At 66.8% G+C, this 25236-nt stretch carries 25 protein-coding genes; 3 read left to right on the top strand and 22 right to left on the bottom strand.

Going from position 1 to position 25236, the window contains the following annotated elements; all coding sequences use genetic code 11:
• Nucleotides 1–16 precede the first annotated feature (16 nt).
• Nucleotides 17–829: a trimeric intracellular cation channel family protein gene (locus tag ACPYN9_RS14225; RefSeq protein ID WP_424467200.1), complete on the top strand. Its 813-nt coding sequence runs from the start codon at nucleotides 17–19 to the stop codon at nucleotides 827–829.
• Between the two features lie 38 nt (nucleotides 830–867).
• Here the strand turns inward: ACPYN9_RS14225 and leuA are convergent, their stop codons facing one another.
• The 11 genes from leuA to hrcA all read right to left on the bottom strand — a co-directional run bounded on the left by leuA (nucleotide 868) and on the right by hrcA (nucleotide 11800).
• Nucleotides 868–2640 carry a 2-isopropylmalate synthase gene (leuA, locus tag ACPYN9_RS14220; RefSeq protein WP_424467199.1) on the bottom strand — a complete coding sequence of 591 codons (1773 nt, stop codon included), beginning with the start codon at nucleotides 2638–2640 and terminating at the stop codon, nucleotides 868–870.
• Nucleotides 2641–2795: 155 nt separating this feature from the next.
• Entirely contained in the window at nucleotides 2796–3452 is a 657-nt protein-coding gene (locus tag ACPYN9_RS14215) for a response regulator (RefSeq protein WP_424467198.1), read from the bottom strand.
• The gene (locus ACPYN9_RS14210; RefSeq protein ID WP_424467197.1) at nucleotides 3449–4834 is read right to left on the bottom strand and encodes a histidine kinase; all 1386 of its coding nucleotides are present in this window, start codon (nucleotides 4832–4834) and stop codon (nucleotides 3449–3451) included. The genes ACPYN9_RS14215 and ACPYN9_RS14210 overlap by 4 nt, the downstream gene beginning before the upstream one ends.
• On the bottom strand, nucleotides 4800–5690 hold the full coding sequence (gene era, locus ACPYN9_RS14205) for a GTPase Era (protein WP_424467196.1): 891 nt from the start codon (nucleotides 5688–5690) through the stop codon (nucleotides 4800–4802). Before era ends, ACPYN9_RS14210 begins: the two co-directional genes overlap by 35 nt.
• On the bottom strand, nucleotides 5687–6961 hold the full coding sequence (locus tag ACPYN9_RS14200) for a hemolysin family protein (protein ID WP_424467195.1): 1275 nt from the start codon (nucleotides 6959–6961) through the stop codon (nucleotides 5687–5689). The genes era and ACPYN9_RS14200 overlap by 4 nt, the downstream gene beginning before the upstream one ends.
• Nucleotides 6958–7425 (bottom strand): rRNA maturation RNase YbeY, encoded by a 468-nt coding sequence (ybeY, locus tag ACPYN9_RS14195; protein ID WP_424467194.1) that lies wholly within the window; start codon nucleotides 7423–7425, stop codon nucleotides 6958–6960. The genes ACPYN9_RS14200 and ybeY overlap by 4 nt, the downstream gene beginning before the upstream one ends.
• Complete coding sequence (locus ACPYN9_RS14190) at nucleotides 7422–8471, bottom strand: PhoH family protein (protein ID WP_424467193.1); 1050 nt, start codon at nucleotides 8469–8471, stop codon at nucleotides 7422–7424. Before ACPYN9_RS14190 ends, ybeY begins: the two co-directional genes overlap by 4 nt.
• Entirely contained in the window at nucleotides 8464–8814 is a 351-nt protein-coding gene (locus ACPYN9_RS14185) for a histidine triad nucleotide-binding protein (RefSeq protein WP_424467192.1), read from the bottom strand. The genes ACPYN9_RS14190 and ACPYN9_RS14185 overlap by 8 nt, the downstream gene beginning before the upstream one ends.
• Before the next feature lie 9 nt (nucleotides 8815–8823).
• Nucleotides 8824–9594 (bottom strand): 16S rRNA (uracil(1498)-N(3))-methyltransferase, encoded by a 771-nt coding sequence (locus tag ACPYN9_RS14180; protein ID WP_424467191.1) that lies wholly within the window; start codon nucleotides 9592–9594, stop codon nucleotides 8824–8826.
• 1 nt (nucleotide 9595) lies between these two features.
• Nucleotides 9596–10681, bottom strand: a complete 1086-nt coding sequence (dnaJ, locus tag ACPYN9_RS14175; protein ID WP_424467190.1) for a molecular chaperone DnaJ — start codon at nucleotides 10679–10681, stop codon at nucleotides 9596–9598.
• A gap of 87 nt (nucleotides 10682–10768) precedes the next feature.
• Entirely contained in the window at nucleotides 10769–11800 is a 1032-nt protein-coding gene (hrcA, locus tag ACPYN9_RS14170) for a heat-inducible transcriptional repressor HrcA (RefSeq protein ID WP_424467189.1), read from the bottom strand.
• A gap of 162 nt (nucleotides 11801–11962) precedes the next feature.
• Here hrcA and ACPYN9_RS14165 point away from each other — a divergent pair, with 162 nt between their 5' ends.
• Nucleotides 11963–12538 carry a DUF4870 domain-containing protein gene (locus tag ACPYN9_RS14165; protein ID WP_424467188.1) on the top strand — a complete coding sequence of 192 codons (576 nt, stop codon included), beginning with the start codon at nucleotides 11963–11965 and terminating at the stop codon, nucleotides 12536–12538.
• A gap of 27 nt (nucleotides 12539–12565) precedes the next feature.
• Here ACPYN9_RS14165 and hemW read toward each other — a convergent pair whose 3' ends face one another.
• Nucleotides 12566–13777 (bottom strand): radical SAM family heme chaperone HemW, encoded by a 1212-nt coding sequence (gene hemW / locus ACPYN9_RS14160; RefSeq protein WP_424467187.1) that lies wholly within the window; start codon nucleotides 13775–13777, stop codon nucleotides 12566–12568.
• Between the two features lie 140 nt (nucleotides 13778–13917).
• Between hemW and ACPYN9_RS14155 the strand changes: the two genes are divergently transcribed.
• Nucleotides 13918–14871, top strand: a complete 954-nt coding sequence (locus tag ACPYN9_RS14155) for a TIGR01777 family oxidoreductase (RefSeq protein WP_424467186.1) — start codon at nucleotides 13918–13920, stop codon at nucleotides 14869–14871.
• Between the two features lie 13 nt (nucleotides 14872–14884).
• Here ACPYN9_RS14155 and ACPYN9_RS14150 read toward each other — a convergent pair whose 3' ends face one another.
• From ACPYN9_RS14150 to ACPYN9_RS14105, 10 genes are all read right to left on the bottom strand, one after another.
• Nucleotides 14885–15346 carry a hypothetical protein gene (locus tag ACPYN9_RS14150; protein ID WP_424467185.1) on the bottom strand — a complete coding sequence of 154 codons (462 nt, stop codon included), beginning with the start codon at nucleotides 15344–15346 and terminating at the stop codon, nucleotides 14885–14887.
• Nucleotides 15343–16080 carry a 4-hydroxy-tetrahydrodipicolinate reductase gene (gene dapB, locus ACPYN9_RS14145; protein ID WP_424467184.1) on the bottom strand — a complete coding sequence of 246 codons (738 nt, stop codon included), beginning with the start codon at nucleotides 16078–16080 and terminating at the stop codon, nucleotides 15343–15345. The genes ACPYN9_RS14150 and dapB overlap by 4 nt, the downstream gene beginning before the upstream one ends.
• Nucleotides 16081–16159: 79 nt before the next feature.
• Entirely contained in the window at nucleotides 16160–16759 is a 600-nt protein-coding gene (locus ACPYN9_RS14140) for a histidine phosphatase family protein (protein WP_424467183.1), read from the bottom strand.
• On the bottom strand, nucleotides 16759–18108 hold the full coding sequence (locus tag ACPYN9_RS14135) for a M16 family metallopeptidase (protein WP_424467182.1): 1350 nt from the start codon (nucleotides 18106–18108) through the stop codon (nucleotides 16759–16761). The genes ACPYN9_RS14140 and ACPYN9_RS14135 overlap by 1 nt, the downstream gene beginning before the upstream one ends.
• Nucleotides 18109–18249: 141 nt before the next feature.
• A complete protein-coding gene (locus ACPYN9_RS14130) occupies nucleotides 18250–20508 on the bottom strand; it encodes a polyribonucleotide nucleotidyltransferase (protein WP_424467181.1) in 2259 nt (752 codons plus the stop codon).
• 238 nt (nucleotides 20509–20746) lie between these two features.
• Nucleotides 20747–21829 carry a polyphosphate kinase 2 gene (gene ppk2, locus ACPYN9_RS14125; protein WP_424467180.1) on the bottom strand — a complete coding sequence of 361 codons (1083 nt, stop codon included), beginning with the start codon at nucleotides 21827–21829 and terminating at the stop codon, nucleotides 20747–20749.
• Between the two features lie 116 nt (nucleotides 21830–21945).
• Nucleotides 21946–22215, bottom strand: coding sequence for a 30S ribosomal protein S15 (gene rpsO / locus ACPYN9_RS14120; protein ID WP_068480294.1), 270 nt, complete (start codon nucleotides 22213–22215; stop codon nucleotides 21946–21948).
• A gap of 108 nt (nucleotides 22216–22323) precedes the next feature.
• Nucleotides 22324–22698, bottom strand: coding sequence for an FKBP-type peptidyl-prolyl cis-trans isomerase (locus ACPYN9_RS14115; protein ID WP_424467179.1), 375 nt, complete (start codon nucleotides 22696–22698; stop codon nucleotides 22324–22326).
• A gap of 3 nt (nucleotides 22699–22701) precedes the next feature.
• On the bottom strand, nucleotides 22702–23946 hold the full coding sequence (locus tag ACPYN9_RS14110; protein ID WP_424467178.1) for a PrsW family intramembrane metalloprotease: 1245 nt from the start codon (nucleotides 23944–23946) through the stop codon (nucleotides 22702–22704).
• Complete coding sequence (locus tag ACPYN9_RS14105) at nucleotides 23943–25124, bottom strand: PrsW family intramembrane metalloprotease (protein WP_424467177.1); 1182 nt, start codon at nucleotides 25122–25124, stop codon at nucleotides 23943–23945. The genes ACPYN9_RS14110 and ACPYN9_RS14105 overlap by 4 nt, the downstream gene beginning before the upstream one ends.
• Nucleotides 25125–25236: the final 112 nt, after the last annotated feature.

The following is a 25236-nucleotide window of genomic DNA, read 5'->3' as shown; positions in this document are numbered from 1 at the left end:
TGCGAGCATTGACCCCATGGACTCGCCCGCCACGACGCTCCCCCTCTGGCTGGACCTCACCGCAATCGCCATCGGCGCCGTCACGGCGGCAATGGTCGCCGAGCAGTTCCGCGACAAGAAGCTCGACTGGCTGGGCGTCGTGATCATCGGCGTCACCGTCGGTCTCGGAGGCGGCATCATCCGTGACCTCCTCCTCGGCATCCGCCCCGTCAGCATGGAGACGGAGTGGTTCCTCTTCACCGCGGGGGCCTCGGCGCTCGGAGGGATGCTGCTGCAGCGACTCCTTCGGCGCATGGACGGCCTCGTCTCCGTCCTCGACGCCGCAGCGCTTGGCTTCTTCTGCGCCGTCGGCACGCTCAAAGCAATGAACTTCGAGCTCCCCATCCTGCCGACGCTGCTCGTCGGCACGGTGACCGCAGCCGGGGGTGGCGTCGTGCGAGACATGCTCCTCGGCATGCCCGTCGGTATCCTCTTCGTCGGTTCGCTGTACGCCATCGCAGCCACTGCCGGGAGCGCGGCGTTCGTGCTCGCCGACTACCTCGGTGTCTCCCAGATCATCGGCATCGTCATCTGCGTCGCGGTGACGTTCGCAGTGCGAATGGCGAGCGTGTGGTTCGGGCTAAGCCTCCCCGAGCAAATCGCCCTGCGCATGCCGCGCTTCCGCAGATCACCGCGCACCGGCAAGCCCGAGCGCGAGCAGCCGTTCACCGACCAGGAGATCCTCGAAGCGTCGGGCTTCCACGCTCTCGATACTCGGCCCATCGCCATCCTCGAGCAGCGCAGAGCGAGCAGGGAACAGAAAGGGGCGAGCGGCCCGACCCAGGAGTGATCCCCGGTCGAGCGCCCGCCCCGTGCAGTCGGCGCCGGTTAGGCCACAGTGGTCAGCTGCGCGTCGAGCTCAGCTTCGGTCTGCCCGCGCAGCGCTCGGTTGACGCCGGAGACGATGGCCTTGAGCGACGCCGTCGAGATGTCGCTGTCGATGCCAACTCCCCACAGACGCACGCCCGCCACGTCAAGCTCGATGTAGGCCGCGGCGCGCGCGTCCCCACCCACCGACAGCGCGTGCTCGACGTAGTCGAGCAGCTCGACCTCCAGGCCCTGCTCCCCCAGCAGCTTCATGAACGCGTCGAGCGGACCATTGCCCTGGGATGCGTGCTCACCGACCGATGCCCCGTCGCGCAGCGACACGTTGAGGTCGACCGCACCGTCGAGGGCTGAGCTCGTCGCCGTGCGGAAGAGCTCGAAACGACCCCACTTGTGCTGCTCGCTTTCGGCGGGCAGGTACTCGTCGTTGAAGATCCGCCAGATGGCGTCGGCCGAGACCTCGCCACCCTCGGAATCGGTTTTGTTCTGCACGACACCGGAGAACTCGATCTGCAGGCGACGCGGCAGATCCAGGTTGTGGTGCTCCTTCAGCAGGTAGGCGACGCCGCCCTTGCCTGACTGCGAGTTGACTCGGATGACCGCCTCGTAGCTGCGGCCGAGGTCGCGGGGGTCCACAGGCAGGTACGGAACCTCCCATGTGAGCTCGTCGACCGGGACGCCGAGCGCCTCCGCCTTCGCGGCCATCGCCTCGAAGCCCTTCTTGATGGCGTCCTGGTGCGAGCCGGAGAACGCCGTGTAGACCAGGTCGCCTCCCCACGGCGCACGCTCGCCGACAGGGAGCTGCGTGCAGTATTCGACCGTTCGCCGGATGCCGTCGATGTCCGAGAAGTCGATCTGCGGGTCGACGCCCTGCGTGAACATATTCACGCCGAGGGTCACCAGGTCGACGTTGCCCGTGCGCTCGCCATTCCCGAACAGGCAGCCCTCGATGCGGTCGGCGCCGGCCAGATAGCCAAGCTCCGCCGCCGCGACGCCGGTGCCACGATCGTTGTGCGGGTGCAGCGACAACACGACGCTCTCGCGGCGGGCGAGGTTGCGGTGCATCCACTCGATCGAGTCGGCGTAGACATTCGGGGTCGACATCTCGACGGTCGCCGGCAGGTTGATGATGACCGGGCGCTCGGGGCTCGCGTCGAAGCCCTCGATGACCTGGTTGCAGATGTCAACGGCGAAGTCGAGCTCGGTGCCCGTGTAGCTCTCGGGCGAGTACTCGTAGAAGATCTTCGTGTCTGGGACAATCGCCTCGGCCTCGCGGCACAGGCGCACGCCCTCGAGCGCGATGTCGATGATGCCCTGGCGATCCTTGCGGAACACGACCTCACGCTGGAGGACGCTGGTCGAGTTGTACAGGTGGACGATGGCCTGCTTCGCGCCCTTGAGCGATTCGAACGTGCGGGTGATCAGGTGACCACGAGCCTGCGTCAGCACCTGGATGGTGACGTCATCCGGAATGACGTCGCCCTCGATGAGCGAGCGGACGAAGTCGAAATCGGTCTGGCTTGCGGACGGGAAGCCCACCTCGATCTCCTTGTAGCCCATGCGGACCAGGAGATCAAAGAGGGCTCGCTTGCGCTCCGGGGACATCGGGTCGATGAGGGCCTGGTTGCCATCACGCAGATCGACTGCGCACCAGCGTGGTGCGCGTTCGATGCGCTTCGACGGCCAGGTGCGGTCGGGCAGATCGACAACGATCTGCTCGTGGTGCGGGATGTAGCGATGCGCTGGCATCGACGACGGCTGCTGCATGTTCTTCATGTGTGGCTCCGAGATTGGCTTCGAGACGTGCTAAGCCGACAGCAAACTCCGCGGCGAGGGGGGCTTAGAGCGAAGCCTCGCCGCGGCAGCGAAGAAGGAGGGTGCCGAACAGCATGGTGACAGAGTAACACCGCCCGCGTCGTTCGCTCGCTTGGTCAGTTCAAGCCGTGCTCGTAGGCGAAGACGACAAGCTGCACCCGGTCTCGAAGCCCAAGCTTCGCGAGCACGCGAGAGATATGCGTCTTCACGGTCGCCTCGCTCAAAAACTCCTGGCGAGCGACCTCGCTGTTCGAAAGGCCGCGGGAGGCCAGCGCAAACATCTCCCGCTCCCGCTCGGTCAGCGTCGCGTACTGCTCAGGCACCGCACGTGTCGCGGGCACCGCCGCCGAGTAGCGGCGGATCAGGTCGGCCGTCGCCTGCGCGGCGAAAACCTCGGCACCCGTGGCGACGGTGCGCACTGCAGCCAGGAGGAACTCAGGGTCCGCATCCTTCAGCAAAAAGCCGCTCGCCCCCGCGCCGACCGCCTTCGCGACCGCCTCATCCAGGTCGAACGTGGTCAGCACGAGGATGCGCGTGGCTGAGCCGCTCGCCACGATCTGCTTCGTGGACTCCAGGCCGTCCTGGCCGGGCATGCGAACGTCCATCAGCATCACGTCGGGCTGCAACGCCTTCGCGAGCGAGACCGCCGCCAACCCGTCACTGGCTTCCCCGATGAAGCGCATGTCCTCCTGGCTGTCGATGAGCATGCGAATACCGCTGCGGAACAGCGGCTGGTCGTCGACGAGCGCGACGGTGATCTGACTGCTGGTCACAGTGCTGGCCTCTCGGTTGTTGGACGAGCGCGTTCGCCGTGAAGCTCCTCCGCGCTGGTCTGCTGGGTCGGAGTGAGCGGGAGCCACGCGTGGACGCGGAACTGGGCGCCGAGACGCTCTGCCTGCACGTTACCGCCTGCGATGCCGACGCGCTCCGCCATGCCGACGAGTCCGTGCCCCGACTCGCCTCGCGTGTGGGGTCGTTCCGCCACATCGTTGACGATGGTGATCTCGAAGACCTGCCCCCAGCTCTGGCGCACCACGACCTGCCTGGACGCGTCGCCGTGCTTGAGGACGTTGGTGAGCGACTCCTGGACCAGCCGGAACACGGCACCCTGGGCCTGCGTCGTCAGCGCACCGGGCTCGCCGCGCGTCTCGAGCCTGAGATCCAGTCCAGCGGCCCGCATCCTCGAGTACAGGGCTGGCAGATCCTCGAGTCCCGGCTCTGGCCCCGCCTTCTGGCTGTGACGAAGCTGCCCGAGCAGGCCCCGCACGTCGACGAGCGCGCTCCGGGCGGTCGACGAGATGGTGGCGAGCGCCGCCTCGGCCGCCTCCGGGCTGCTTCGCATGGCATACCTGGCCCCGTCGGCCTGGGCGACGACGACGGCAAGCGAATGCGCGACCACGTCGTGCATGTCCCTGGCGATCTGCGTGCGCTCCTGCTCGGCGCTCAGCTGCTCCCTGGCTCGAAGGCGCTCCAGCTCGACGATTGCCGCACGGTGCTTGACCTCTTGCGCCCGCAGGTGCATGCGTCGCAACAGGCCGGCGAGCCAGGCCACAACGCCTGCACCAACGAAGAGCAGCCAAATGAGCGCCGCCGCGACCAGGAACGCTACGCGGCTGCCCTCGACGTCCGTGGCGATCGCATCCCAGGTGAAGGTGCCCGAGTTCCAGTGCGGAATGAGGCCAGCGATGAGGGTGGCGGCCACGATGCCGTAGACGCCCGAGGTGACGAGCAGAGCTCGGCTTCCGTACGCGACGGCCGCGTAGATGCTGAGGTAGATCGCGACGTCCTGCGGATGCGGGCCGAAGGCGAAGGTCGCCTTCAGCAGGGCAGCGAGCACCACGAGAAGGAAGCTCGGCCACGGCGCGAAGCGTCGGACGATGAGCGCCACGGTGAAGAGCACCCACGAGGGCAGCAGGAGCCAGGTGAGCGTGGTCCCGTCCGCTCCGTTGTAGTCGAAGGGCAGGCCGAACGTGATCGCGAAGAGCACGCCCAGGATGATGTCGGTCACCCACTGCAGCCACGTCAGTCGATGCGTGTAGGTGCGCCAGAGCTCGGCGACGACCACGGCGAACGGGCGGCGCGGCGCGGCGCCCGCCACCCGATCGTCGGTCTTCAGCGACTCAGAATCCGAGGCGGCCGAGCTGCTTCGGGTCACGCTGCCACTCCTTCGCCACCTTCACGCGGATCGAGACGATGACGCGACCCTCGGTGATCTGCGAGATCTCGCGCTGCGCCTGCTCTCTGATCTGCTTCAGGCGCTCTCCGCCGCGGCCGATGATGATGCCCTTTTGGCTGTCACGTTCGACGACGATGTTGACATAGAGCTCACGGGTCACGCCGTCGTCGCGCGTGACGACCTCTTCGACCGTGACGGCGATCGAGTGGGGCAGCTCGTCGCGAACCCCCTCGAGTGCCGCCTCCCGAACGAGCTCGGCTGCCCGCTGCTCGAACGACTCCTCGGTCTTCATCGCGCTCGGGTAGAGCAGTTCCGACTCGGGAAGGAGACCCAAGATGACGCCAGCCAGCGTGTCCAACTGAATGTCCTCCGCCGCCGAGACCGGGATGATGTCATCCCATTCCCGCAGGCCCTGGACATCGACGAGCCGCGCGGCCAGGACGTCGCGACTCACCGTCTCCGCCTTCGTCACGATCGCGATCTTGCGTGCCTTCGGCGCTTCCTCGAGCTGCTCGTTGATGAACCGGTCGCCCGGGCCGACAGGCTCGTTCGCCGGCACGCAGAAGCCGATGACGTCGACCTCTGCGAGCGTCGCGTGCACGACGTCGTTGAGGCGCTCGCCGAGTAGCGTGCGGGGCCGGTGCATGCCGGGGGTATCGACGATGATGATCTGCCCATCCTCACGGTGGACGATGCCTCGCACCGCGCGCCGGGTCGTCTGCGGCTTGTCGGAGATGATCGCGATCTTCTCGCCGACCAGGGCGTTCGTCAGCGTGGACTTGCCCACGTTCGGGCGACCGACGAAGGTCACGAATCCTGCTCGGTAGTTCGTCATGCTTCGATTCCTGACTCTTGAAGTGGTTCCAGGCGACGCGCCAGGACGGTGAGGATGCGCTTGCGGGGGCCGACCCGCTCGGCGACCAGCTCGATGCCGTCGACGACTGCGCGGTCGCCCCGTTCGGGGATCTTGGACAGCGACTTCGCGAGGAGCCCCCCGACCGAGTCGACGTCGTCGAACTCCAGCTCGATGTCGAAGAGGTCTCCGAGTTCTCCCGTCGCGAGGCGTGACGAGACCCGGTATCTCCCGTCGAGCAGCTTGCGCGGCTCGTCATTTGGTCGATCGTACTCGTCGCTGATCTCGCCCACGAGCTCTTCGATGAGGTCCTCGAGTGTCACGAGGCCCGCAATGCCGCCGTACTCGTCGACAACCATCGCGAGGTGCGTCGCCGAAGCCTGCATGCGCCGAAGCAGGAGATCGGCTCTGAGCGACTCCGGGACGAAGTCTGCTGGCCTCGCCAGCTCGACGGCGGGCTTCCCATGCTCGGTGTCCTGCAACGAGTGGCGGACGAGGTCTTTGAGGTAGAGCACGCCGAGGATGTCGTCGCTGTCGCGGCCAACGACGGGTGCTCGGGAGATGCCGGTCTCGAGGAAGAGCTCGAGCGCCTCGCGGACGCCCTCGTCTCCGTCGACGGTGACCATGTCGGTCCTGGCGACCATCACTTCGCGGACAAGCCGGTCGGAGAACTCGAACACCGAGTGGATGAGCTCCCGGTCGCCATGCTCGAGCACCTTGAGCTCGGCCGCCTCGTCGACCATGTTCAGCAGCTCCTCCTCGCTCGAGACGGAGCCGAGCCGTTGCGGTCGACCAGGCGTGACCCGGTCGCCGAGCACGACAAGCAGGTCGGCGACCGGCCCGATGACGAGCCGGACGGCACGAGCGATCGGGGCGGCAAAACGCATGACCTGCTGCGGATGCGCGCGGGCGACGCTCCGAGGGCTCGTTCCGGCGATGATGAACGAGACGAGGATCATGATCGCAACCGAGACCAGGAACGCCTGCCATTTGACGTCGATCAGGTCGGTGAGAATGAGCGTGACCAGGACCGCGGACATGCTCTCGAAGAGCACGCGCGCGAAGGTCAGCGCGTTGCTGTGCGCTCCGGGGTCAGCCGCGATCGCCTCGATCGAGCGGCTGAAGCGGCTGCCGGCAGCGACCTGCTCCAGCTCGGGCCGCGAGAGGCGCGCGATGACCGCCTCCGTAGCGGCGAGCAACCCACTCAGGGCCACCATCAGCGCGATGGCGGCGATGAGCAGAGCCGCGGTCATCTCGCGCGCTTCCTCTCCTGGAGGTGGAAGCCGACAAGAATGTCGCGCTGGAGGCCGAACATCTGCTTCTCTTCCTCGGGTTCGGCGTGATCGAAGCCGAGGAGGTGCAGCACACCGTGCGTGGTCAGCATGAGGAGCTCGTCCATCATGCTGTGCCCCGCCGCCTTGGCTTGATCCGTCGCGACCTGCGGGCACAGCACGATGTCGCCGAGGAGACCGGCTGGGGTCTGCCGGTCGACGCTGCCTGGCCTGAGCTCGTCCATCGGGAAGCTCAGCACGTCGGTCGGGCCGGGCTCCCCCATCCACTGCACATGCAGCTCCTCCATGGGACCCACCTCGACGAGCACGATCGCGAGTTCCGACTCGGCGTGCACGTGCAGCTGGTCGAGCGCGTGCGCCGCAACCCGCTGCAGCGCTCCCTCGTCGACCTCATAGCTCGCCTCGTTGTTGACCTCGATGCTCATCGGCTTGCGTTCCTGTCCCGGCGACGGTGATCGTCCGCCTGCTTCTTCTGGTCGTACTCGGTGTAGGCGTCCACGATGCGCGCGACCAGGGTGTGCCGCACGACGTCGTCGCTCGTCAGGTGAGAGAAATGCACGTCGTCGATCCCGCTGAGCACGTGGGTGACGAGCTTCAGACCGGAGGCACCCATCGGCAGGTCGAGCTGGGTGATGTCACCGGTGACCACCATCTTGGAGCCGAAGCCGAGCCTCGTGAGGAACATCTTCATCTGCTCTGGCGTGGTGTTTTGCGCCTCGTCGAGCACGACGAAGGCATCGTTGAGCGTGCGCCCACGCATGTAGGCGAGCGGGGCGACCTCGATGGTGCCGCTCGCCATGAGCTTGACGACCACCTCGGGGTCGAGCATCTCGTTGAGCGCGTCGAAGAGCGGCCTCAAGTAGGGGTCGATCTTGTCGTTCAGGGTGCCAGGCAGGTACCCGAGCCGCTCCCCCGCCTCGACGGCGGGACGGGTCAGGATGAGCCTCGTCACCTCCTTGCGCTGCAGCGCCTGGACGGCCTTGGCCATCGCGAGATAGGTCTTGCCGGTTCCCGCAGGACCGATGCCAAACACGATTGTGTTGTCGTCGATGGCGTCGACGTACTGCTTCTGACCGAGGGTCTTCGGGCGGATGATCTTGCCCCGCGACTGAACAATCGCCTGGCCGAGCACGTCGGTCGGGGTCTCCTCGCCACGATCGATGAGGCGCTGGGAGCGCTCGACCTGGGCAGGCTCGAGGTCGACGCCGTTCCTGGCCATGGCTGTGATCTCGCGCAGCAGCGCCTCGGCGGCCGCGACATCGCTACGTTCTCCGCTGAAGGTGATCTCGTTGCCGCGCGCGAGCACACGCACCCGCGGGTGCTCGCGTTCCACAGATTTCAGCAACCGGTCGCCCGGTCCGAGGAGTCGCACCATGGCGACCCCTTCGACCGTTGTGGTCTGCTCGACGAAGTCGCCCCCGGTCCCGATCGTTTCTGGGCCGTCGGGCGATGTGCTGTCTTGACTAGGCAAGGGATCCTTCCGTGAGTCCTCCGCCGAGGACATGAGCGTGGACGTGGAAGACGGTCTGGCCCGCTGCCGCGCCCGAGTTGAAGATGAGACGGAACTCGCTGTCCGTGTGCTGATCCGCGAGCCCCTGTGCGACGGCTACGACCTCGGCGAGCAGCTCGGGATCACCGGCGGCCAGTTGAGCGACGTTCGCGTACTCCTGGGTCTTGGGGACCACCAAGAGGTGCACCGGCGCCTTCGGGCTGATGTCCTTAAACGCGATGACCCGCTCGGACTCGAACACGATGTCGGCTGGGATCTCGCGATTGACGATGCGTGTGAAGATGGACGGCTCTGAACTCGACATGCACCCAGCCTACGACTCGGTGCTCTCGGGCTGCCGCGAATCCCAGGAGCCGCTGAGCGCGAGGATCGCGGCGATGGCAGCCGGAGCCGCACTGGATGTCCTCAACACACCTGTGCCGAGGTGGACGCGCCGCGCCCCCGCCGCTTCGAGCTGCTCGAACTCGGCCTCGTCTATGCCGCCCTCCGGGCCCACAACGAGCGTGAGGCCGCGCTCGCTGAGGCCCCGAGCATCCCGCAACGCGTCGCTGAGCGAGGTGTCGCCCAGCGGGTCGAGCACGAGCATCGGAGCAGCCTCGGCGAGGCCGGCCACCTGAGGCGTCGTGTGCACCGGCAGCACCTCAGGGACCCAGGCGGACAGGCTCTGCTTGCTCGCCTCCCTGGCAACGGCCGCCCAGCGCTCCCTGCCCTTCTCCGCCTTCTGGTCCCAACGGCTCACGCTTCGTTGTGCCTGCCACGGAACGAACGCTGCTGCGCCGAGCTCAGTCGCGACCTGCACGGCCAGCTCATCGCGTCCGCCCTTCGCAAGCGCCTGCACGACCGTCATCCGCGGTGAGGGCTCCGGCAGGGCTCTCGCCCGTGCGACCGCCACCGTCGCGCGATCGCGCTCCAGGGCGGTCAGCTCGCCGTCGATCACGAAACCGCGACCATTGGCAACCTGCACCCGCTCGCCGATGCGCATCCGTGAGACGCCCATATGCTTGGCCTCCGCGCCGCGGACCTCAACGATATCGCCGGGGCGAAGCCCCTCATCGAGCTCCTCGGCGAGGTACAGCCAGGCCATGTCAGCGACCGAATCGGTCGCGCAGCTTGGAGAACATCCCCTGCTTCTCGCGGGCCAGTCGGGGAGCGTCGTGACGGTGGCGAGACGCGAACTCCTCGATCAGCTTCCTGGACTTACCGTCGATCTTGCTCGGGGTCACGACCTGCACGGCGATGTCCAGGTCGCCGCGATGCGTGGACCTGAGGCGGGTGATGCCGCGGCCACGAACGGTGAGTACCTCACCCGACTGGACCCCGGCGGGGATCTGCAGGTCGACGTCGCCATCAAGCGCACCGACGGTGGTCGTTGTGCCGAGGATCGCGTCGGCCATAGAGACCTCGATGACGCACTGGAGGTCGTCACCGTCGCGGGAAAAGACCTCGTGCGGACGCACCCGGATCTCGAGGTAGAGGTCTCCGTTCGCGCCGCCGGCCGGCCCGGCCTCGCCACGGCCGGGAAGGTGGATGCGGAGACCCGAGTCGACCCCGGAAGGGATGTCGACGGGGATGCTCACGTTCGCGCGGACGCGTCCCTGACCGTGGCACGTGTCGCACGGGTGCTCGATGACGGTGCCATAGCCGCGGCACTGCGCGCAGGGCTGGTTCGTGACCACCATGCCGAGGATCGATCGCACCTGACGCTGCACGGAGCCCGCCCCGCCACAAGCCGAGCAGGTCGTCGGTGACGTGCCGGGCGCGCAGCAGGTGCCCTGGCAGGTCTCGCATGCGATCGCAGTGGTGACTTCGAGGTCCCGGTGCGTGCCGAACATGACCTCGTCGAGGTCAAGCTCGACACGAACCAGTGCATCCTGGCCGCGTTCCGCACGCGAGCGTGGACCGCGTGAACCCTGCTGGCCGAAGAACGTCTCGAAGATGTCGCCGAAGCCGCCGAAGGACTGCCCGTCGGGTCCACCCTGGTCGTACTGCCTGCGACGCTCAGGGTCGCTGAGGGTGTCGTAGGCGTGAGTGACGGACTTAAAGCGCTCCGCAGCGTCATCCGACGGATTGACATCCGGGTGCAGCTGCCGAGCCAGCTTGCGGTAGGCCTTCTTGATCTCGTCCTGGGAAGCCTCGCGGCTCACGCCGAGCACGTCGTAGTGGTCTGCCAAGAGTGGCGACTCCTTCTTTGCATCTGTGAGTTTCGCGCCTGAAGCCTCAGGCGCTGTGTGCATCCACCGGTGAAACGGTCAATGTGGTCAGTCGTCTGCGTGCCTGTCATCGAGCACCCTTGACAGGTAACTCGCAACGACCCGAACGGCTTGGATATTCCTCGGGTAGTCCATCCTCGTCGGCCCGACCACGCCGAGGCGCGCATCGCTGCCCGAACTGCGATAGCCGCTCGTCAGGATCGCGGTCTCGCCGAGTCCGAGGTCGACGTTCTCCTGGCCGATACTCACCGAGTAGGCCTCCTTGCTGGAGTGGAGCTCGTCGAGCAGACGCAGCAGCACGACCTGCTCCTCGATCGCCTCGAGGACCGGCAGGATGCTCGAAGGGAAGTCTCGCTCGGTTCTGGCGAGATTCGCAGTGCCCGCCATGACGAGACGCTCCTGGCGGTGCGAAAGCACGAGCTCGAGCAGGTTCGCGACGACCGGTGCGAAGAGCTCGGCTTCCTGCTCCCCCATTACTCCGCTCACGTCGCGCAGCTCAAGCGATGCCTGCGCCACTGTCTTGCCGACGAGGCGGCCCGCGAGCCGGTCACGAAGCACGTGCAGTTGCTCGACACTCACCTCAGCGCTGAGGTGGCCAATACGCTGCTCCACCCGGCCGGAGTCGGTGATGAGCACGGTCAGCACGCGCATGCTGGAGAGCAGGACGAACTCGACATGCTGAATGGATGCGTTGGCGAGCGACGGGTACTGGGCGATCGCCACCGAGTTCGTGAGCTGCGCCAGAAGCCGCACCGACCGGCCGAGCACCTCGTCGACGTCGTCGTTCCCCTCAATGAACGTCTCGATGGCGCGTCGTTGCGCGCCAGAGAGTGGTCTGAACTCGGCGAGTCTGTCGACGAACAGGCGGTAGCCCTTGTCGGTCGGGATGCGCCCTGACGAGGTGTGCGGGGCGACGATGAGCTCCGCGTCTTCGAGCTGCGCCATGTCGTTGCGGATGGTTGCGGCCGACACTCCGAAGTCGTGGCGATCCGCGATCGACTTGGACCCGACCGGCTCGCGGCTCGTCACGTAGTCGGTGACGATGACCCGGAGCACCTGCATGCTTCTGTCTGAGACCACGGTGCTCCTCCCTTCACACGTCGCCGACCGTCCGGAAACCGACTGGCACTCCGAACCTGAGACTGCCAATCCTACCGCGTTCGCCCTTCCTCGTCACCGGAACGCCCAGGGCTCCTCGGAGGAAGCCGATTAGCCTTGAGCGAACCCATCGAGAGGAATCCAGTGTCAGATCACAACGCACCGACGCCGCAGCCCGACCCACAGGATTCCGCTCGTCCGCCGCAGCCGTACAATCAGCCTGGCGCGTACGGGCAGCAAGCCCCTTTCGGGCAGCAGCCGCCGTTCGGCCAGCAGGCCCCGTACGGTGAGCAGGCCAGCTACACCGGTCAGCAGCAGGGCCACTACTCGCATACGTACCCGAATCAGGCACAGCCCGCTACCGAGCCCCCGCTGACCCCCGACGGCGACCGCCTCGTAGCGACCTTCGCGCATCTGCTCAACATCGTCGCACCGGCGGTCGGACCGCTCATCCTCTGGCTGGTCACGCGGAGACGCGGGCCGCTGGCCGACAGCGAGGGGCGCGAGGCGCTCAACTTCGGCATCACCGCCGCGATCTTCTCGCTCGGTATCGGCGTGCTCTCGCTGTTCGCGCTGTTCGGCGGCCCGCTCGCGCTCCTGGTGCCGCTGCTCTTCCCGCTGCTCGGTGTGGCCGTGGTCGTGTTCGCCATTCTCGGTGCCGTCCAGGCGAACCAGGGACGCCCCTGCCGCTACCCGGTCACGTTCCGTCTCGTGAGCTGACAGGCCCCGAAAGCAAAGCCGCACCGATCACGCGGCGATGCGGCGCACGATCGCATCGGCCATGAGGCGTCCGCGGAGCGTGGGAACAAGCCTCCCGGCAAGCGCCGCCCTGCCATCGACCAGCGACTCGGCGATGAGCTCGGCGACGACGCCGCGATCCGGTAGCTCGGAGATCGCGAGCCCCTCCCTGAGCCTCGAGCCGAGCATGATCCGCTCGAATCTCCTCGTATCTTCGTCGAGCACCTCGCGGCCGACGGCCGGGGTGCTTCCCTCAGCCAGTCGCGATGCGTACGCGCTCGGATGCTTGGCGTTCCACCAGCGCACGCCGCCGACGTGGCTGTGAGCCCCCGGGCCAAAGCCCCACCAATCGGCGTCGCGCCAGTACGACAGATTGTGGCGTGATGGATGCTCGCCCCGCAGTGACCAGTTGCTGACCTCGTACCACTCAAAACCGGCGCCTGCGAGTCGCTCCTCGGCAAGCTCGTACATGTCAGCTTGGAGGTCGTCGTCCACCGTCGGCACTTCGCCGCGGCGGATCTGCCGCGCGAGCTTGGTCCCGTCCTCGATGATGAGCGCGTACGCACTCACATGCAGCGGCTCCTGCTCGAGCGCCATGTCCAGCGAACGACGCCAGTCGTCGATCGACTCGCCGGGCGTCCCGTAGATGAGGTCAAGGCTCGGTTCGAGCCCGACGCGCTTGGCGGCGGCGACCACGATCGGGATGCGGGCTGGGTCGTGTGTGCGCTCGAGCACCGCGAGCACATGCGGGACGGCGGACTGCATCCCGAAGCTGACTCTCGTCACCCCCGCCTCGCGTAACTGCGCGAGCTCACGCTCACCGACCGAATCGGGGTTCGCCTCGACAGTCACCTCTGCCCCTGGAGCCAACCCCCAGCGGCTGCGGACGCCGTCGAGCATCCCGGCGAGGTCCTCGACCGGAAGCAGCGTCGGGGTCCCTCCCCCGAAGAACACCGTCGAGACAGGGCGCGGGGACTCGCGCAGCACTCGCTCCGCGATCGCCATCTCCTTGTCCACCTCGCCGGCATAGCTCGATCGCGAGACACCGCCGAGTTCCTCCGCCGTGTAGGTGTTGAAGTCGCAGTACCCGCAGCGGACACGGCAGAAAGGCACGTGAATGTACACGCCGAAATCGCGGGCCTCTGCGCCGACGAGCGCCTGCTCTGGCAGCTCGCCGCTCGGGGGCACGGGCTCACCAAGCGGCAGGGTGCTAGGCGCCACGGCGCCCGCCCGATCGGGCACAGTCTGGAGCTCGGGTCTCGTGATGCACCCGCACAGCCTAGGCGCAATCGGGACCCACGTCAGCCGCAGCACCGCTCGCGTTGCGCTCCCGCCCAACTGAGAGGGCTACCGTCGGTGGTATGAGCACCCAGGCGACCTCACCGAAACACGTCCTCATCTCCGGAGCCTCCGGCATGATCGGCCACGGCCTCATCGAGGAGCTCCAGGCGCACGGCCATCAGGTCACGAGGCTCGTCCGGCGCGAGCCAAAGCATCCCGGCGAATTCCAGTGGAACCCAGCCCAGCGGATCCTCGACGCACGAGTGCTCGACCGCGCCGACGCCGTCGTGAACCTCTCCGGCTCACCGCTCAGCAAGCTGCCGTGGACCTACAACGTCAAGAAGGAGATCCTGCGGTCGAGGGTGAACGCGACCCTCACCATCACCGCAGCCATGGCCGCATCCGCGAACCCACCGTCGTTGCTGGTCAACGGCTCCGCGTCCGGAGCCTACGGGGACCGGCCCGGCCAGGTCCTTGACGAGCATTCCGCGTTGCCAGAGACCGACGAATTCCTGCCACGCGTGGTCGACCGCTGGGAGCGCGCCGCGCAGACCGCGCCGGAGGGAACTCGCGTCGTGCTGGCCCGCACCGGACTCGTGCTCGGCCGCGGCGGGGTACTCACCGTGCTCAAGACCCTGGCGAGCGTCGGACTCCTCTCCCAGCTCGGCGACGGCACCCAGCATTGGCCATGGGTCAGCCTGCGCGACGAGGTCCGCGCGCTCCGCTTCCTGCTTGAAGCCGACAACGCGGAGGGTGCCTACAACCTGGTCGGCCCCGCGCCCGCCACCGCCGACGAGATCCAGCAGCACCTCGCGAGCGAACTCGGGCGCCCCTACAAGCTCAAAGCGCCGTCAACCCTCATCGACCTCACCCTGCAGAAGGCCGGCCGGGAACTCTTCCTCGCCGACCAGGAGATCCGCCCCACGCGCCTGCTCGACGCGGGCTTCACGTTCAAAGACCGCACCGCGGCTCACGCCGTCGAGCTGGCGCTCAAGTCGCCGGAATTCGAACCAGAGCCAGGCGGAGGTGTCTAGAGGGCCGACGCGGTCAAGCCGAGGCCCTGGAGGACTTCTCGAGGCGAATGCCCTCGCGCAGCGCCGCCCGTGCGCGCTTCCGGTCGCCCGAGGCTGAGTACGCGAGGCCCAGGCGCATCCACGTGCGCCAGTCGTCTGGCGCGGCCTCAGCCTCGGCCTTCCACCTCGGAAAGTCCTCATCGGCTGCTTCTCGCACGACTCGGCCGCTTGGCCGCTTCGGTAAATCGTCCTCGGGCAGTTCGCCGGCGTCGGCCAGACGACGCAAGAGCCGCTCCGTTTGCACGCCGAACAGCAGTTCGCGCGCCACGAACACCACCGCGAGGACCGGCAGCACCAACAGCGCCGCGCCCATGATCTTGGCGACGACGTCACCTGCGAAGAGCGAGATCGCCATCCCGGCGACAAAAACGACGTAGATCACCAAGAGCAGGCTGACGGCCGCGACACCAAGCTTCGTCGAGACGTTGCTCTTCATGCTCGCCCGAGCAGGCCGTCGAGACCCAGCACCCCGTCGAGCCCGACGGTGGTACCCCGTGAGCTCACCGCGTGCGCGATGGCGAGCCTGATGCCCCGCACGTACGCGTCCTGCGAGATCGTCTCGTGACGGATCGTGAGCACCTCCCCCTCGCCACCGAAGACCACCTGCTGGTCCGCGACGACGCCCCGGAGACGCATGCTGTGGATCGGCACGCCCGCTACAAGCTGCCCTCTGGCTTCTTGCTCAACATTCGGCGCGAGCAGCGGCTCGTCGCGTGATGCCGCGATCCGCTCCGCGGTGCGGACTGCCGTACCCGAAGGTGAGTCGATCTTCTTGTCGTGGTGCGCCTCGAGGATCTCGACCGAGTCGAAGAACCGGCCGGCAACGCTCGCCAACGCCGTACCGAGTACTGAGCCGAGCGAGAAGTTCGGGACGAAGACGACGGCGCGGTCAGCTGGCACCGCCTCGGAGACCTGAGTGATCCGGCGCTCGTCCCAGCCGCTCGTCCCGACGACGACATCGATGCCGTGCTCGAGCGCGAACGGCACGGCGACCTCTGAGGCCTCGATTCGCGACACGTCCACGAGCACGTCTGCGCCGAGCATCTCCTCGAGAGACGACGAACTCGTCAGCGCAGCGTGCAGGGCAAGCCCATCGGTGGAGTCGATGACGCGGCCCAGCAGACTTCCCATGCGACCGGACGCGCCGAGCACGGCGACCTGAGTATCCATGCCGACCAGCCTACGGCCTCGTTCATCCACCCCCGCCGCGATGACAGGTCGCCGCGGGGCGCGCAACAGCGCCAGGTGGTCAGACGACGATGGCCGTGTTCACTCCGGTTTGCAGCTCGGGAGTCAGGTGCGCCCGGTCGTTGAACAGGAGCAACTCAGCGGGCTTGCGGGTGCGGACCCGCACGACGGTGAGCCCCGTGTTGACCGAGTTGAGTCCGAGCCAACGCCATTCGGGTGCGTCGAGCGCTCGACGCACGAACTCCCCGATCACGAAGTTATGCGTCACGAGGAGGGTGTGTCGATCCTCCCTGCTCTTACTGAAGAACGTGTCGTACGCGTCGTTCATCTGCGCCATGCCCGCCTCGACCACCTCGTCGCCGATGCCACCGAAGAAACCGTCGTAGGTGGGGGGCGCCCCGTCCTGACCGGTGGGGATGCAGTCGAACAGCAGCGTGGACTCGAGCGCCGCGGGTCCGCTCGTGTACTGGTCGATGACCGCACTGGTCTCGACAGCACGGTCGAGCGGCGAGGTGTAGCTCTCGCTCAGCGGAACCGAGGCGAGCCTGCGGCCGATAAGGTGCGCCTGCGCCCGACCGCGTTCCGAGAGCGGACCATCGTTGATGCCGTGCTCTGCGTTCTCCTGCTCCCCGTGCCTGACGAGGTAGAGGTAGTGCGACATCAGCGGCGCTCCAGTTCGTTCCTTGCTTCTGTGGAGAGCTTACCGACGGCAGAGGCGACGAGCTCGCCGCTGAACATATCGGCCGCCACAGACTGCACCTCGTCGAGGGTTACGGCCTCGACGCGCGAGAGCGCGGCCTCGAGGTCGTAGAAGCGCCCCGTGTGGATCTCGGCCCGTCCAAGGCGCGACATCCGAGTGTCTGCGTCCTCGATCGCCAGCGCTGAACCCCCGGCGCTGGCGCTCTTGGCATCGGCGAGCTCTGTCGCCGTCACACCGTCCTGCACGAGCCGTTCGGCCTCCTGGCGGAGCACCCGAACAGTCTGCAGCACGTTGTCCGGTGCACATCCGGCGTACATCCCGGTCACCCCGAGGTCAGAATGGCTACCGCCGAACGAGTAGACGGAGTACGCGAGGCCCCGCTTTTCCCTGATCTCCTGGAACAGGCGCGACGACATGCCGCCGCCGAAGATGCGGTGCATCAACCCGAAGGCCTCGCGTCGCGGGTCGAGCTGCGTGATGCCCTGCCCACCGATCACGAGCGCCAGCTGCTCCAGCGGGCGGTCGATCGCGGAGAGCGGGCCCGTGGGGAGCGCCGAACCAACCTCCAAGGAAGTCGCGCGACGGTCGACCGGTGCGGCAGGAGCGTCGAGGTCCCACCCCCCTGCACGAAGGTGCCCTTCGAGCTGCGCCCGGACGGTGTCGTGGTTGACAGCCCCAGCGATCGTGACGACAAGCTCCTCCGGGCGGTAATGCTGCCTGTAGGAGCTCCAGACGGCGTCGCGCTCGGCCGCGCGAATCGAGGCCGGTGTCCCGCCGATGGGGCGAGCAAGCGGATGCGAGCCCAGCAGGGTCTCGTAGAACCGTTCCCAGACCACGTCGTTAGGGTCGTCGTCGGCCATCGCAAGCTCTTCGATGATGACGCCGCGCTCGATCTCGAACTCATCGCGGTCGATCACGCTCGAGGTGATCATGTCGCTCAGCACTTCGACGGCCATCGGGAGGTCCGCGTCGCGCACCTTAGCGTGGTAGAGGGTGTGCTCTTTCGCCGTTTGCGCGTTCACCTCTCCTCCAACACGCTCGAAGGCGGCAGACACCTCGAACGCCGTGCGAGACGGCGTGCCCTTGAACAGGAGGTGCTCGAGGAAGTGCGTCGAGCCGTACTCGTGCGGGAGCTCGTCGCGTGACCCCACTGGCACCCAGAGACCAATGCTCGTGCTTGCGGCGCCGATGACCTCCTCGGTCAGCAGGCGCACCCCGCTCGGCAGCACGGAGCGGCGGAAGAGTCCACCGTTCGACACACGTGCTTCGATCTCGGGAAGGTCAAGGGGCAGTTCAATGGCTTCGCGCATAACCAGTCAAGCCTAGAGCGTGACGGCGCCCCCGGTGGCAGCGACGTGAGAACTCCCAGCGACACGAGACGTAGACCCCGGGTACGCCGAAATGGCCCCGCGCATCTCGCGCGGGGCCATCTCGTGGGTGAGGAAGCGGAATTACTCGGCGCTTGCCTCGAGCGCGACGCCCTCTTCTGCCGCCGTCTCTTCGATCACGGGTGCGAGCGACAGCTTTCCGCGGTCGTCCACCTTCGTGATCTCAACGAGGATCTTCTGTCCGACGCCGAGCACGTCTTCGACGTTCTCGACGCGCTTGCCACCGGCAAGCTTGCGCACTTCGGAGATGTGCAGCAGGCCGTCCTTGCCCGGGAGCAGCGAAACGAAGGCACCGAAGGACGCGATCTTCACGACCGTTCCCAGGTACTGCTCGCCGACCTCAGGGTTAGTGGGGTTGGCGATCGCGTTGACCGCTGCACGCGCTGCCTCCGCCGAGGGGCCGTCAACCGCGCCGATGTAGACGGTGCCGTCGTCCTCGATCGAGATGTCAGCACCGGTGTCGTCCTGGATCTGGTTGATGACCTTGCCCTTCGGCCCAATCACCTCGCCGATCTTGTCGATCGGCACACGGACCGAGATGATGCGCGGAGCCGTGGCAGCGAGCTCATCCGGGGTGTCGATGACGGCGTTGATCGCCTTGTCGAGGATCTGGATGCGCGCATCGCGAGCCTGCGTCAGCGCCCCGTCGAGGACCGAGGTGGGGATGCCGTCGAGCTTCGTGTCGAGCTGGATGGCCGTCACGAACTCCGAGGTGCCAGCGACCTTGAAGTCCATGTCGCCGAGCGCATCTTCTGCACCGAGGATGTCGGTGAGCGCGGCATAGCGCGTTTCACCGTCGACCTCGTCGGAGACGAGCCCCATGGCGATACCGGCGACCGGAGCGCGCAGTGGCACACCGGCGTTGAGCAGCGAGAGCGTCGATGCGCAGACGGAGCCCATCGACGTCGAGCCGTTCGAACCCAGGGCTTCGGACACCTGACGGATGGCGTAGGGGAACTCCTCGCGGCTGGGCAGCACCGGCACGATGGCGCGCTCAGCGAGGAAGCCGTGGCCGATCTCACGACGCTTTGGCGACCCGACACGTCCGGTCTCACCGGTCGAGTACGGCGGGAAGTTGTAGTGGTGCAGGTAGCGCTTCGACGTGATCGGCGAGAGCGAGTCAATCTGCTGCTCGAGCTTGAGCATGTTCAGCGTGGTGACGCCGAGGATCTGCGTCTCGCCGCGCTGGAAGATCGCCGAGCCGTGCACGCGAGGCACAACATCGACCTCGGCGTCGAGCTGACGGATGTCGGCGACGCCGCGACCGTCCATGCGCTTGCCCTCGCGGAGGATGCGGCCGCGAACGACGTCCTTCGTGACGTCCTTATAGGCCGCCGAGACCTGACCGGCGACGGAGGCGTCGAGCTCACCGCTCTCGATCTTCGCGGCGATCTGCTCCTTGACACGGGCCTTGAGCGCGTCGTCGGCGTCCTGGCGCTCGATCTTTCCGGCGATCTGGTACACGTCGACAAGTCCGTCGTGTGCGAGCGCCGTGACGGCGTCGAGGGCTTCCTGCGTGTAGGGCAGGAAGACCGGGTACTCGACGACCGGCTTCGCGGCCTGGTCTGCGAGCTCCTGCTGCGCCTTCACGAGCTGCGTGAGGAACGGCTTGGCGGCCTCAAGGCCCTGGGCGACGACCGCCTCATCGGGCTTCTGTGCGCCAGCCTGGATGAGACCCCACGCGTGCTCGGTGGCTTCGGCCTCGACCATCATGATGGCGATGTCCTCGGAGCCGTCCGCCTTCGTGACGATGCGTCCCGCGACAGTGAGATCGAAGACCGCCTCAGCGAGCTGCTCGAACTTGGGGAATGCCACCCACTGACCGTCGATGAGCGCGAGGCGCACACCTGCGATCGGACCGGAGAACGGCACACCGCTGAGCTGCGACGAGAGCGAAGCGGCGTTGATGGCGAGCGCATCGTAGAACTCGCCGGGCGCGATGGAGAGCACCGTGACGACGACCTGGACCTCGTTGCGGAGACCCTTAACGAAGGAGGGGCGCAGCGGACGGTCGATGAGGCGGCAGACGAGGATCGCCTCGGTCGAGGGACGTCCCTCGCGACGGAAGAACGATCCGGGGATCTTGCCCGCGGCGTAGCTGCGCTCTTCGACGTCGATCGTCAGCGGGAAGAAGTCGAAGTTTTCCTTCGGGTTCTTCGAGATGCTCGTTGCCGAGAGCAGCATGGTCTCGTCGTCGAGGTAGGCGACGGCCGAGCCCTGTGCCTGCTGTGCGAGGCGGCCTGCCTCGAAGCGGATCTTGCGCTGACCGTGCTTGCCGTTGTCGAGGACAACTTCAGAGAACTTGATTTCGGGACCTTCCAAGAGGTCTCCTCCTTAAGCGTGTGCACGCGAAGGGAGAGCGCGACCGGGTCATCCCGGGCTGATCGTCAGTAGAAGACCTCTGTCTTGTTCGCGCTTCGACGCGAAGCCACGACAGGAACCCACCACCGAGGACCAGCTACTCGCCGCCCCGCGTATCTTGAGTGATTGCGTGACTGACTCTACCAGCGCAGGGCGACGAGCGGCTGGAACCGATGCGGCGATTGCCGAACGGCCCTAGCTACTTCTTGCGGGACACCCCGGGGAGTTCCTTCACGAGCGGGAACTCACCGGTCGGCCTCTCCCCCTCGTCGTAGAGCTTGCTCGGGGAGCCGACGATCTTCTTGTCTGCAGCGTGTGCCACGCTCTCGTCCTTCGACGGGTAGTCGAACTGGGAGAGCACGAAGCGCATGGCTTCGAGTCTCGCCCGCTTCTTGTCGTTCGACTTGACCACGGTCCACGGCGACTCGGCGGTGTCGGTATAGAAGAACATGGCTTCCTTCGCCTCGCTGTACTCGTCCCATTTGTCGAGCGAGGCGAGGTCGGTGGGGCTCAGCTTCCACTGGCGCACTGGATCGTCGCGGCGGGCAGCGAAGCGCGCCAGCTGCTCAGCTCGTCCGACGGAGAACCAGAACTTGATGATGGTCGTGCCCGAATTGACGAGCATGCGCTCGAACTCGGGCGCCGAGCGCGTGAACTCGAGGTATTCCGTCGGCGTGCAGTACCCCATGACGCGCTCCACACCAGCGCGGTTGTACCAGGAACGGTCAAGGAGCACGATCTCACCCCCAGAGGGTAGGTGCTCGACGTAGCGTTGGAAGTACCACTGGGTTCGTTCCTTCTCAGTGGGCTTCTCCAGCGCGACGGTTCGGGCGCCGCGAGGGTTCAGGTGCTCCATGAACCGCTTGATCGCACCACCCTTGCCCGCCGCATCCCGGCCCTCGAAGATGATGACGACCTTCTGTCCCGTCTCCTTGACCCAGGTCTGGAGCTTCAGAAGCTCAATCTGCAGTGCACGCTTCTGCTTTTCGTACTCCTTGCGCGGGAGTTTGCTGTCGTACGGGTACCCGTGACGCCACGCCTCACCGAGCGGATCCTCATCTCGCAACTCGGCGAGCTCGTCCACTTCCGGAGTCATGTCGGGGATGCCAGCTCGATTGAGGCGGTAGGAACCCTCCGAGTTGGCGGCGCTCTTGCGCGTTCGAGTACTGGCGCTCGCCGCAGGCTTGCCCGCGGCGACGAGGGCGGCGTCGCCCTCGCTCGCGTTCTTCGCCTGGCCCTTGGCGTCAGTCTGCTGCTTCGCTGGAGTTCGAGGGGCTGCCATGGCAACAGCATAGTGTCGGCTGGCCAGCCCGAGTGTGTCGCCATCGAGCAGTTCGTGCCTACCTGGAGACGGAAAAGAGCCCCTGCCGGAGGCAGGGGCTCTTTTGCAGAAAGTGCTTAGCGGCGAAGGCCGAGTCGCTCGATGAGCGAACGGTAACGCGCGATGTCGACGTCGGCGAGGTAGCCGAGCAGACGACGACGCTGGCCCACGAGGAGGAGCAGGCCACGACGCGAGTGGTGGTCGTGCTTGTGCTCCTTGAGGTGCTCGGTGAGCTCCTTGATTCGCGTGGTGAGGATGGCAACCTGAACTTCAGGGGAGCCAGTGTCACCCGGGTGCGTTGCGTACTCTTCGATGATGGCCTTCTTGCCCTCAGCGCTTAGTGCCATTGACAGACCCCCTTCTCTTCGTTGCGCGGCGCTCAACACACAGCGTGCGAGCTCTCTTGATCCGCGGCCGTTTCACGGCAACCGAAAGAGCATAGCAGGTTCCGAGAGTCAGCTCACGCCGAGCAGGTCGATGATGAAGACCAGCGTCTTGCCCGAGAGGGGGTGTCCTCCGCCGGCCGCGCCGTACGCGAGGTGCGGGGGCAGAACCAGCTTGCGCCGACCGCCAACCTGCATCCCGGGAATCCCCTCCTGCCACCCACGGACGAGGGCCTTGAGCGGGAAGTTGACGGACTCGCCGCGGTTCCAGGAGGAATCGAACTCCTCACCCGACTCGAACTCGACGCCGAGGTAGTGCACGTCGACCGTGGAAGAGGCTTCAGCCACCGCCCCATCGCCCACAATGATGTCCTCGGTGACCAGCTCTGCTGGCGCCTCCCCGCCTGGGAAGTCGACTTCTGGCTTTGTGCGATCAGTGTTTGTCATGCTCTACATCCAAGCGCCGGAGCCTGGACGAGTCCCGGATGACGCGCCGTGCGGCTGACCCTGGGCACGGATGAGCTCGGCTCGAAGCTCGCCCAGCCGCCGCAGCAGCAGCCGCTCGTCGAGCAGCTTGCTCGTGCGATTGGGGTCGAGCACAACCTGATGCCGGACGCTCGCGAGCCGCGTCGACTCCGTGATGAAATCGCGCATCGCCCTGTCGGCTCGCTTGCCTGACCTTCGCGCCCAGGCCCGCGCGCTTGATCGGCCCCGCATCGTCGAGAGCATCGTGATCTCGGCTTGCGAGTACCAGCCCACCGCTGCGTATTCAGACAGGCGGTCGACGATGATGCGCGCGTCCTGCTTCCGGAGCACGAAGATCGTCACGACCCACGCGATGAAGATCGGCACCATGATGAGTGCGAAGAACGCGATGAGGCCAAGGCTGCCGGCCGCCTCCTGCGCGAGACCGGAGCCGACGTTCCAGAGCGCGTGCAGGCCCATGGCTGGGATGAGGCCGACGGCGAAGCCGCCGAGTGCCGCCCCCCATCCCCCGCGGCGGGCGCCGATCCCCATCCCGATTCCGGTGAGCGAGACGCACATTGGGTGCAGCAGCGGCAGCGCGATGCCGCGGATGAAGTACTGCGCCACGAAGCCGCCGACTCCGGCTTCCTGCCACATGGCCGAGAAGTACAGGATGTTCTCCGTGAAGGCGAATCCGGCACCGAGCAAAGCGCCGTAGACGAGACCGTCGGTGGGCCCGTTGAAGTGGCGACGCGCGACCGCGTAGATGACGATGAGCCCGAGCCCCTTCCAGATCTCCTCGCCGATAGGCGCTTCGACCGAAGGCCCCCACCACGCGGGGAGCGCGCCGGGGAGGAGCAGCTCACGGAGGAGACCGGTTAGGAGGGCCCCGCCGACCGCGATCCCACCACCCCAGAACACGGCGCCGATGAGCAGGATTCGAGGCTCCGGTTCCCAGCGGTCGATGAGCCACACGACCATCCACACGACGAACAACGGGACGAGAGCCGCGAGCACGCTGCCGAGGAGCATAACATCACTGCTGCCGAGGTAGGCGAGGAACAGGACCACCGCGATGATGACGGCCGCGAGGCTCATCACCACGATCGTCGTGATCCGCATCGCGAGTTCGCCCTTCGTGGGCGCCTGCGGAATTACGAACTGCGGGTCGACGGGCCGGTGCGCGCCAGTCGCCGCCCACTGTCCCTGGCGCTGCTGGGGAACGCTCACGATGCGGCCCTCCTGTTGCCTGCCACGCCGAAGGCGGCCAGCTGCGAGCGATGTTCCTTGACCCGATCGAGCATGCGCTTCTCGACGACGCGGCGACTGGGGTCGCGCTTGTTCACGCGAGCGTGCTCTCTGGCGAATGCGAGACGCGACGCATCCTGCACGAAGCCGCGCATGGCCCGGTCCGCCTCCGGACTCACCGACTTGGCCCACGCGAAGGCCTGCTCGCGTGCGCTCCAGTCCCCGATCATGGCGACTTCGGAGCTCGTGAACCAGCCCGCGTCCGCGTACTCGCCGAGGCGGTCGACGATGATCAGACGGTCGCGGTCATGGAGCTTCACGAGAAGCCAGGCGAGCAGGAGGAAGATCGGCAGCTGGACGACGAGGTAGAAGATCAGCCAGCCGAACTGGTTGCTCGGGTCGACGCCGAGGAGCGGCAGGATGAGCAGGCTACCGCCGTTCCAGAAGGCGTGGGCGAGGATGGCGATGAAGAGCCCGCCGATGCCCATGGCAATCGGGCGCAGCCAGCCGCCACGGCGCGCGCCCCACCCGATGGCCATCCCTGTGATGCCGGTGAACAGCGCGTGGGCGAACGGCGACAAGATGCCACGCACGATGAAGGTCGAGGCGAACCCGGCCGCGGACTCAGCCGCCTGGGAGAAGTAGATGATGTTTTCGGTGAACGCGAAGCCCGCCCCGATGACCGCGGCGTAGCTGAACCCATCCAGCGGGCTGTCGAAGTGGCGTCTCGCGAAGACGAGAATGAGGAACAGGCCGACGGCCTTGATCGCCTCCTCGGAGATCGGGGCTTGGATCAGCACCGAGAACTTGCTGACGTCGCCCTCGGTCGCAAGATAGGACCTTGCAACATCGAGCATCATGCCGCCGGTGACCAGCGTGCCGACGACGGAAGCACCGGCACCCCAGAACAGGCCGAAGGCGAGCAGGATGCGCGGCTCGGGCTCCCAGCGGTCGAGCCACCAGACGGCGGCCAGAACGAGTCCGAGCGGGACCAGCGCGGGGATCGCCATGGTGAGTGCCGCGAAGCGGAGCTCGCTGAAGAGCCAGGCCACGACACCGACGGAGAGCAGCACGGCGAAGCCGAGCAGCAGAAGCCAAGTGAGCCTGCCTCGCGTCAGCCTTCGACGCCCCTTCGGCGCGACGGACGTGGCACTGCTCATCGATGTTCCTCCGTGCGTTGGGGTAGCTGTCCGGATCGTGAGCCACGAGGTCGCGGCGTACGCGGGGCTCTGCGCCTCGCGGGCGCTGCGGTCAGCATAGTCAAGCGGGGAC

It is taken from the genome of Pseudoclavibacter helvolus, assembly GCF_049707175.1.
GTDB classification, from domain to species: domain Bacteria; phylum Actinomycetota; class Actinomycetes; order Actinomycetales; family Microbacteriaceae; genus Pseudoclavibacter; species Pseudoclavibacter helvolus_A.
Note: the sequence above shows the minus strand (reverse complement) of the source record. Positions and strands in the feature narration are given on the sequence as shown.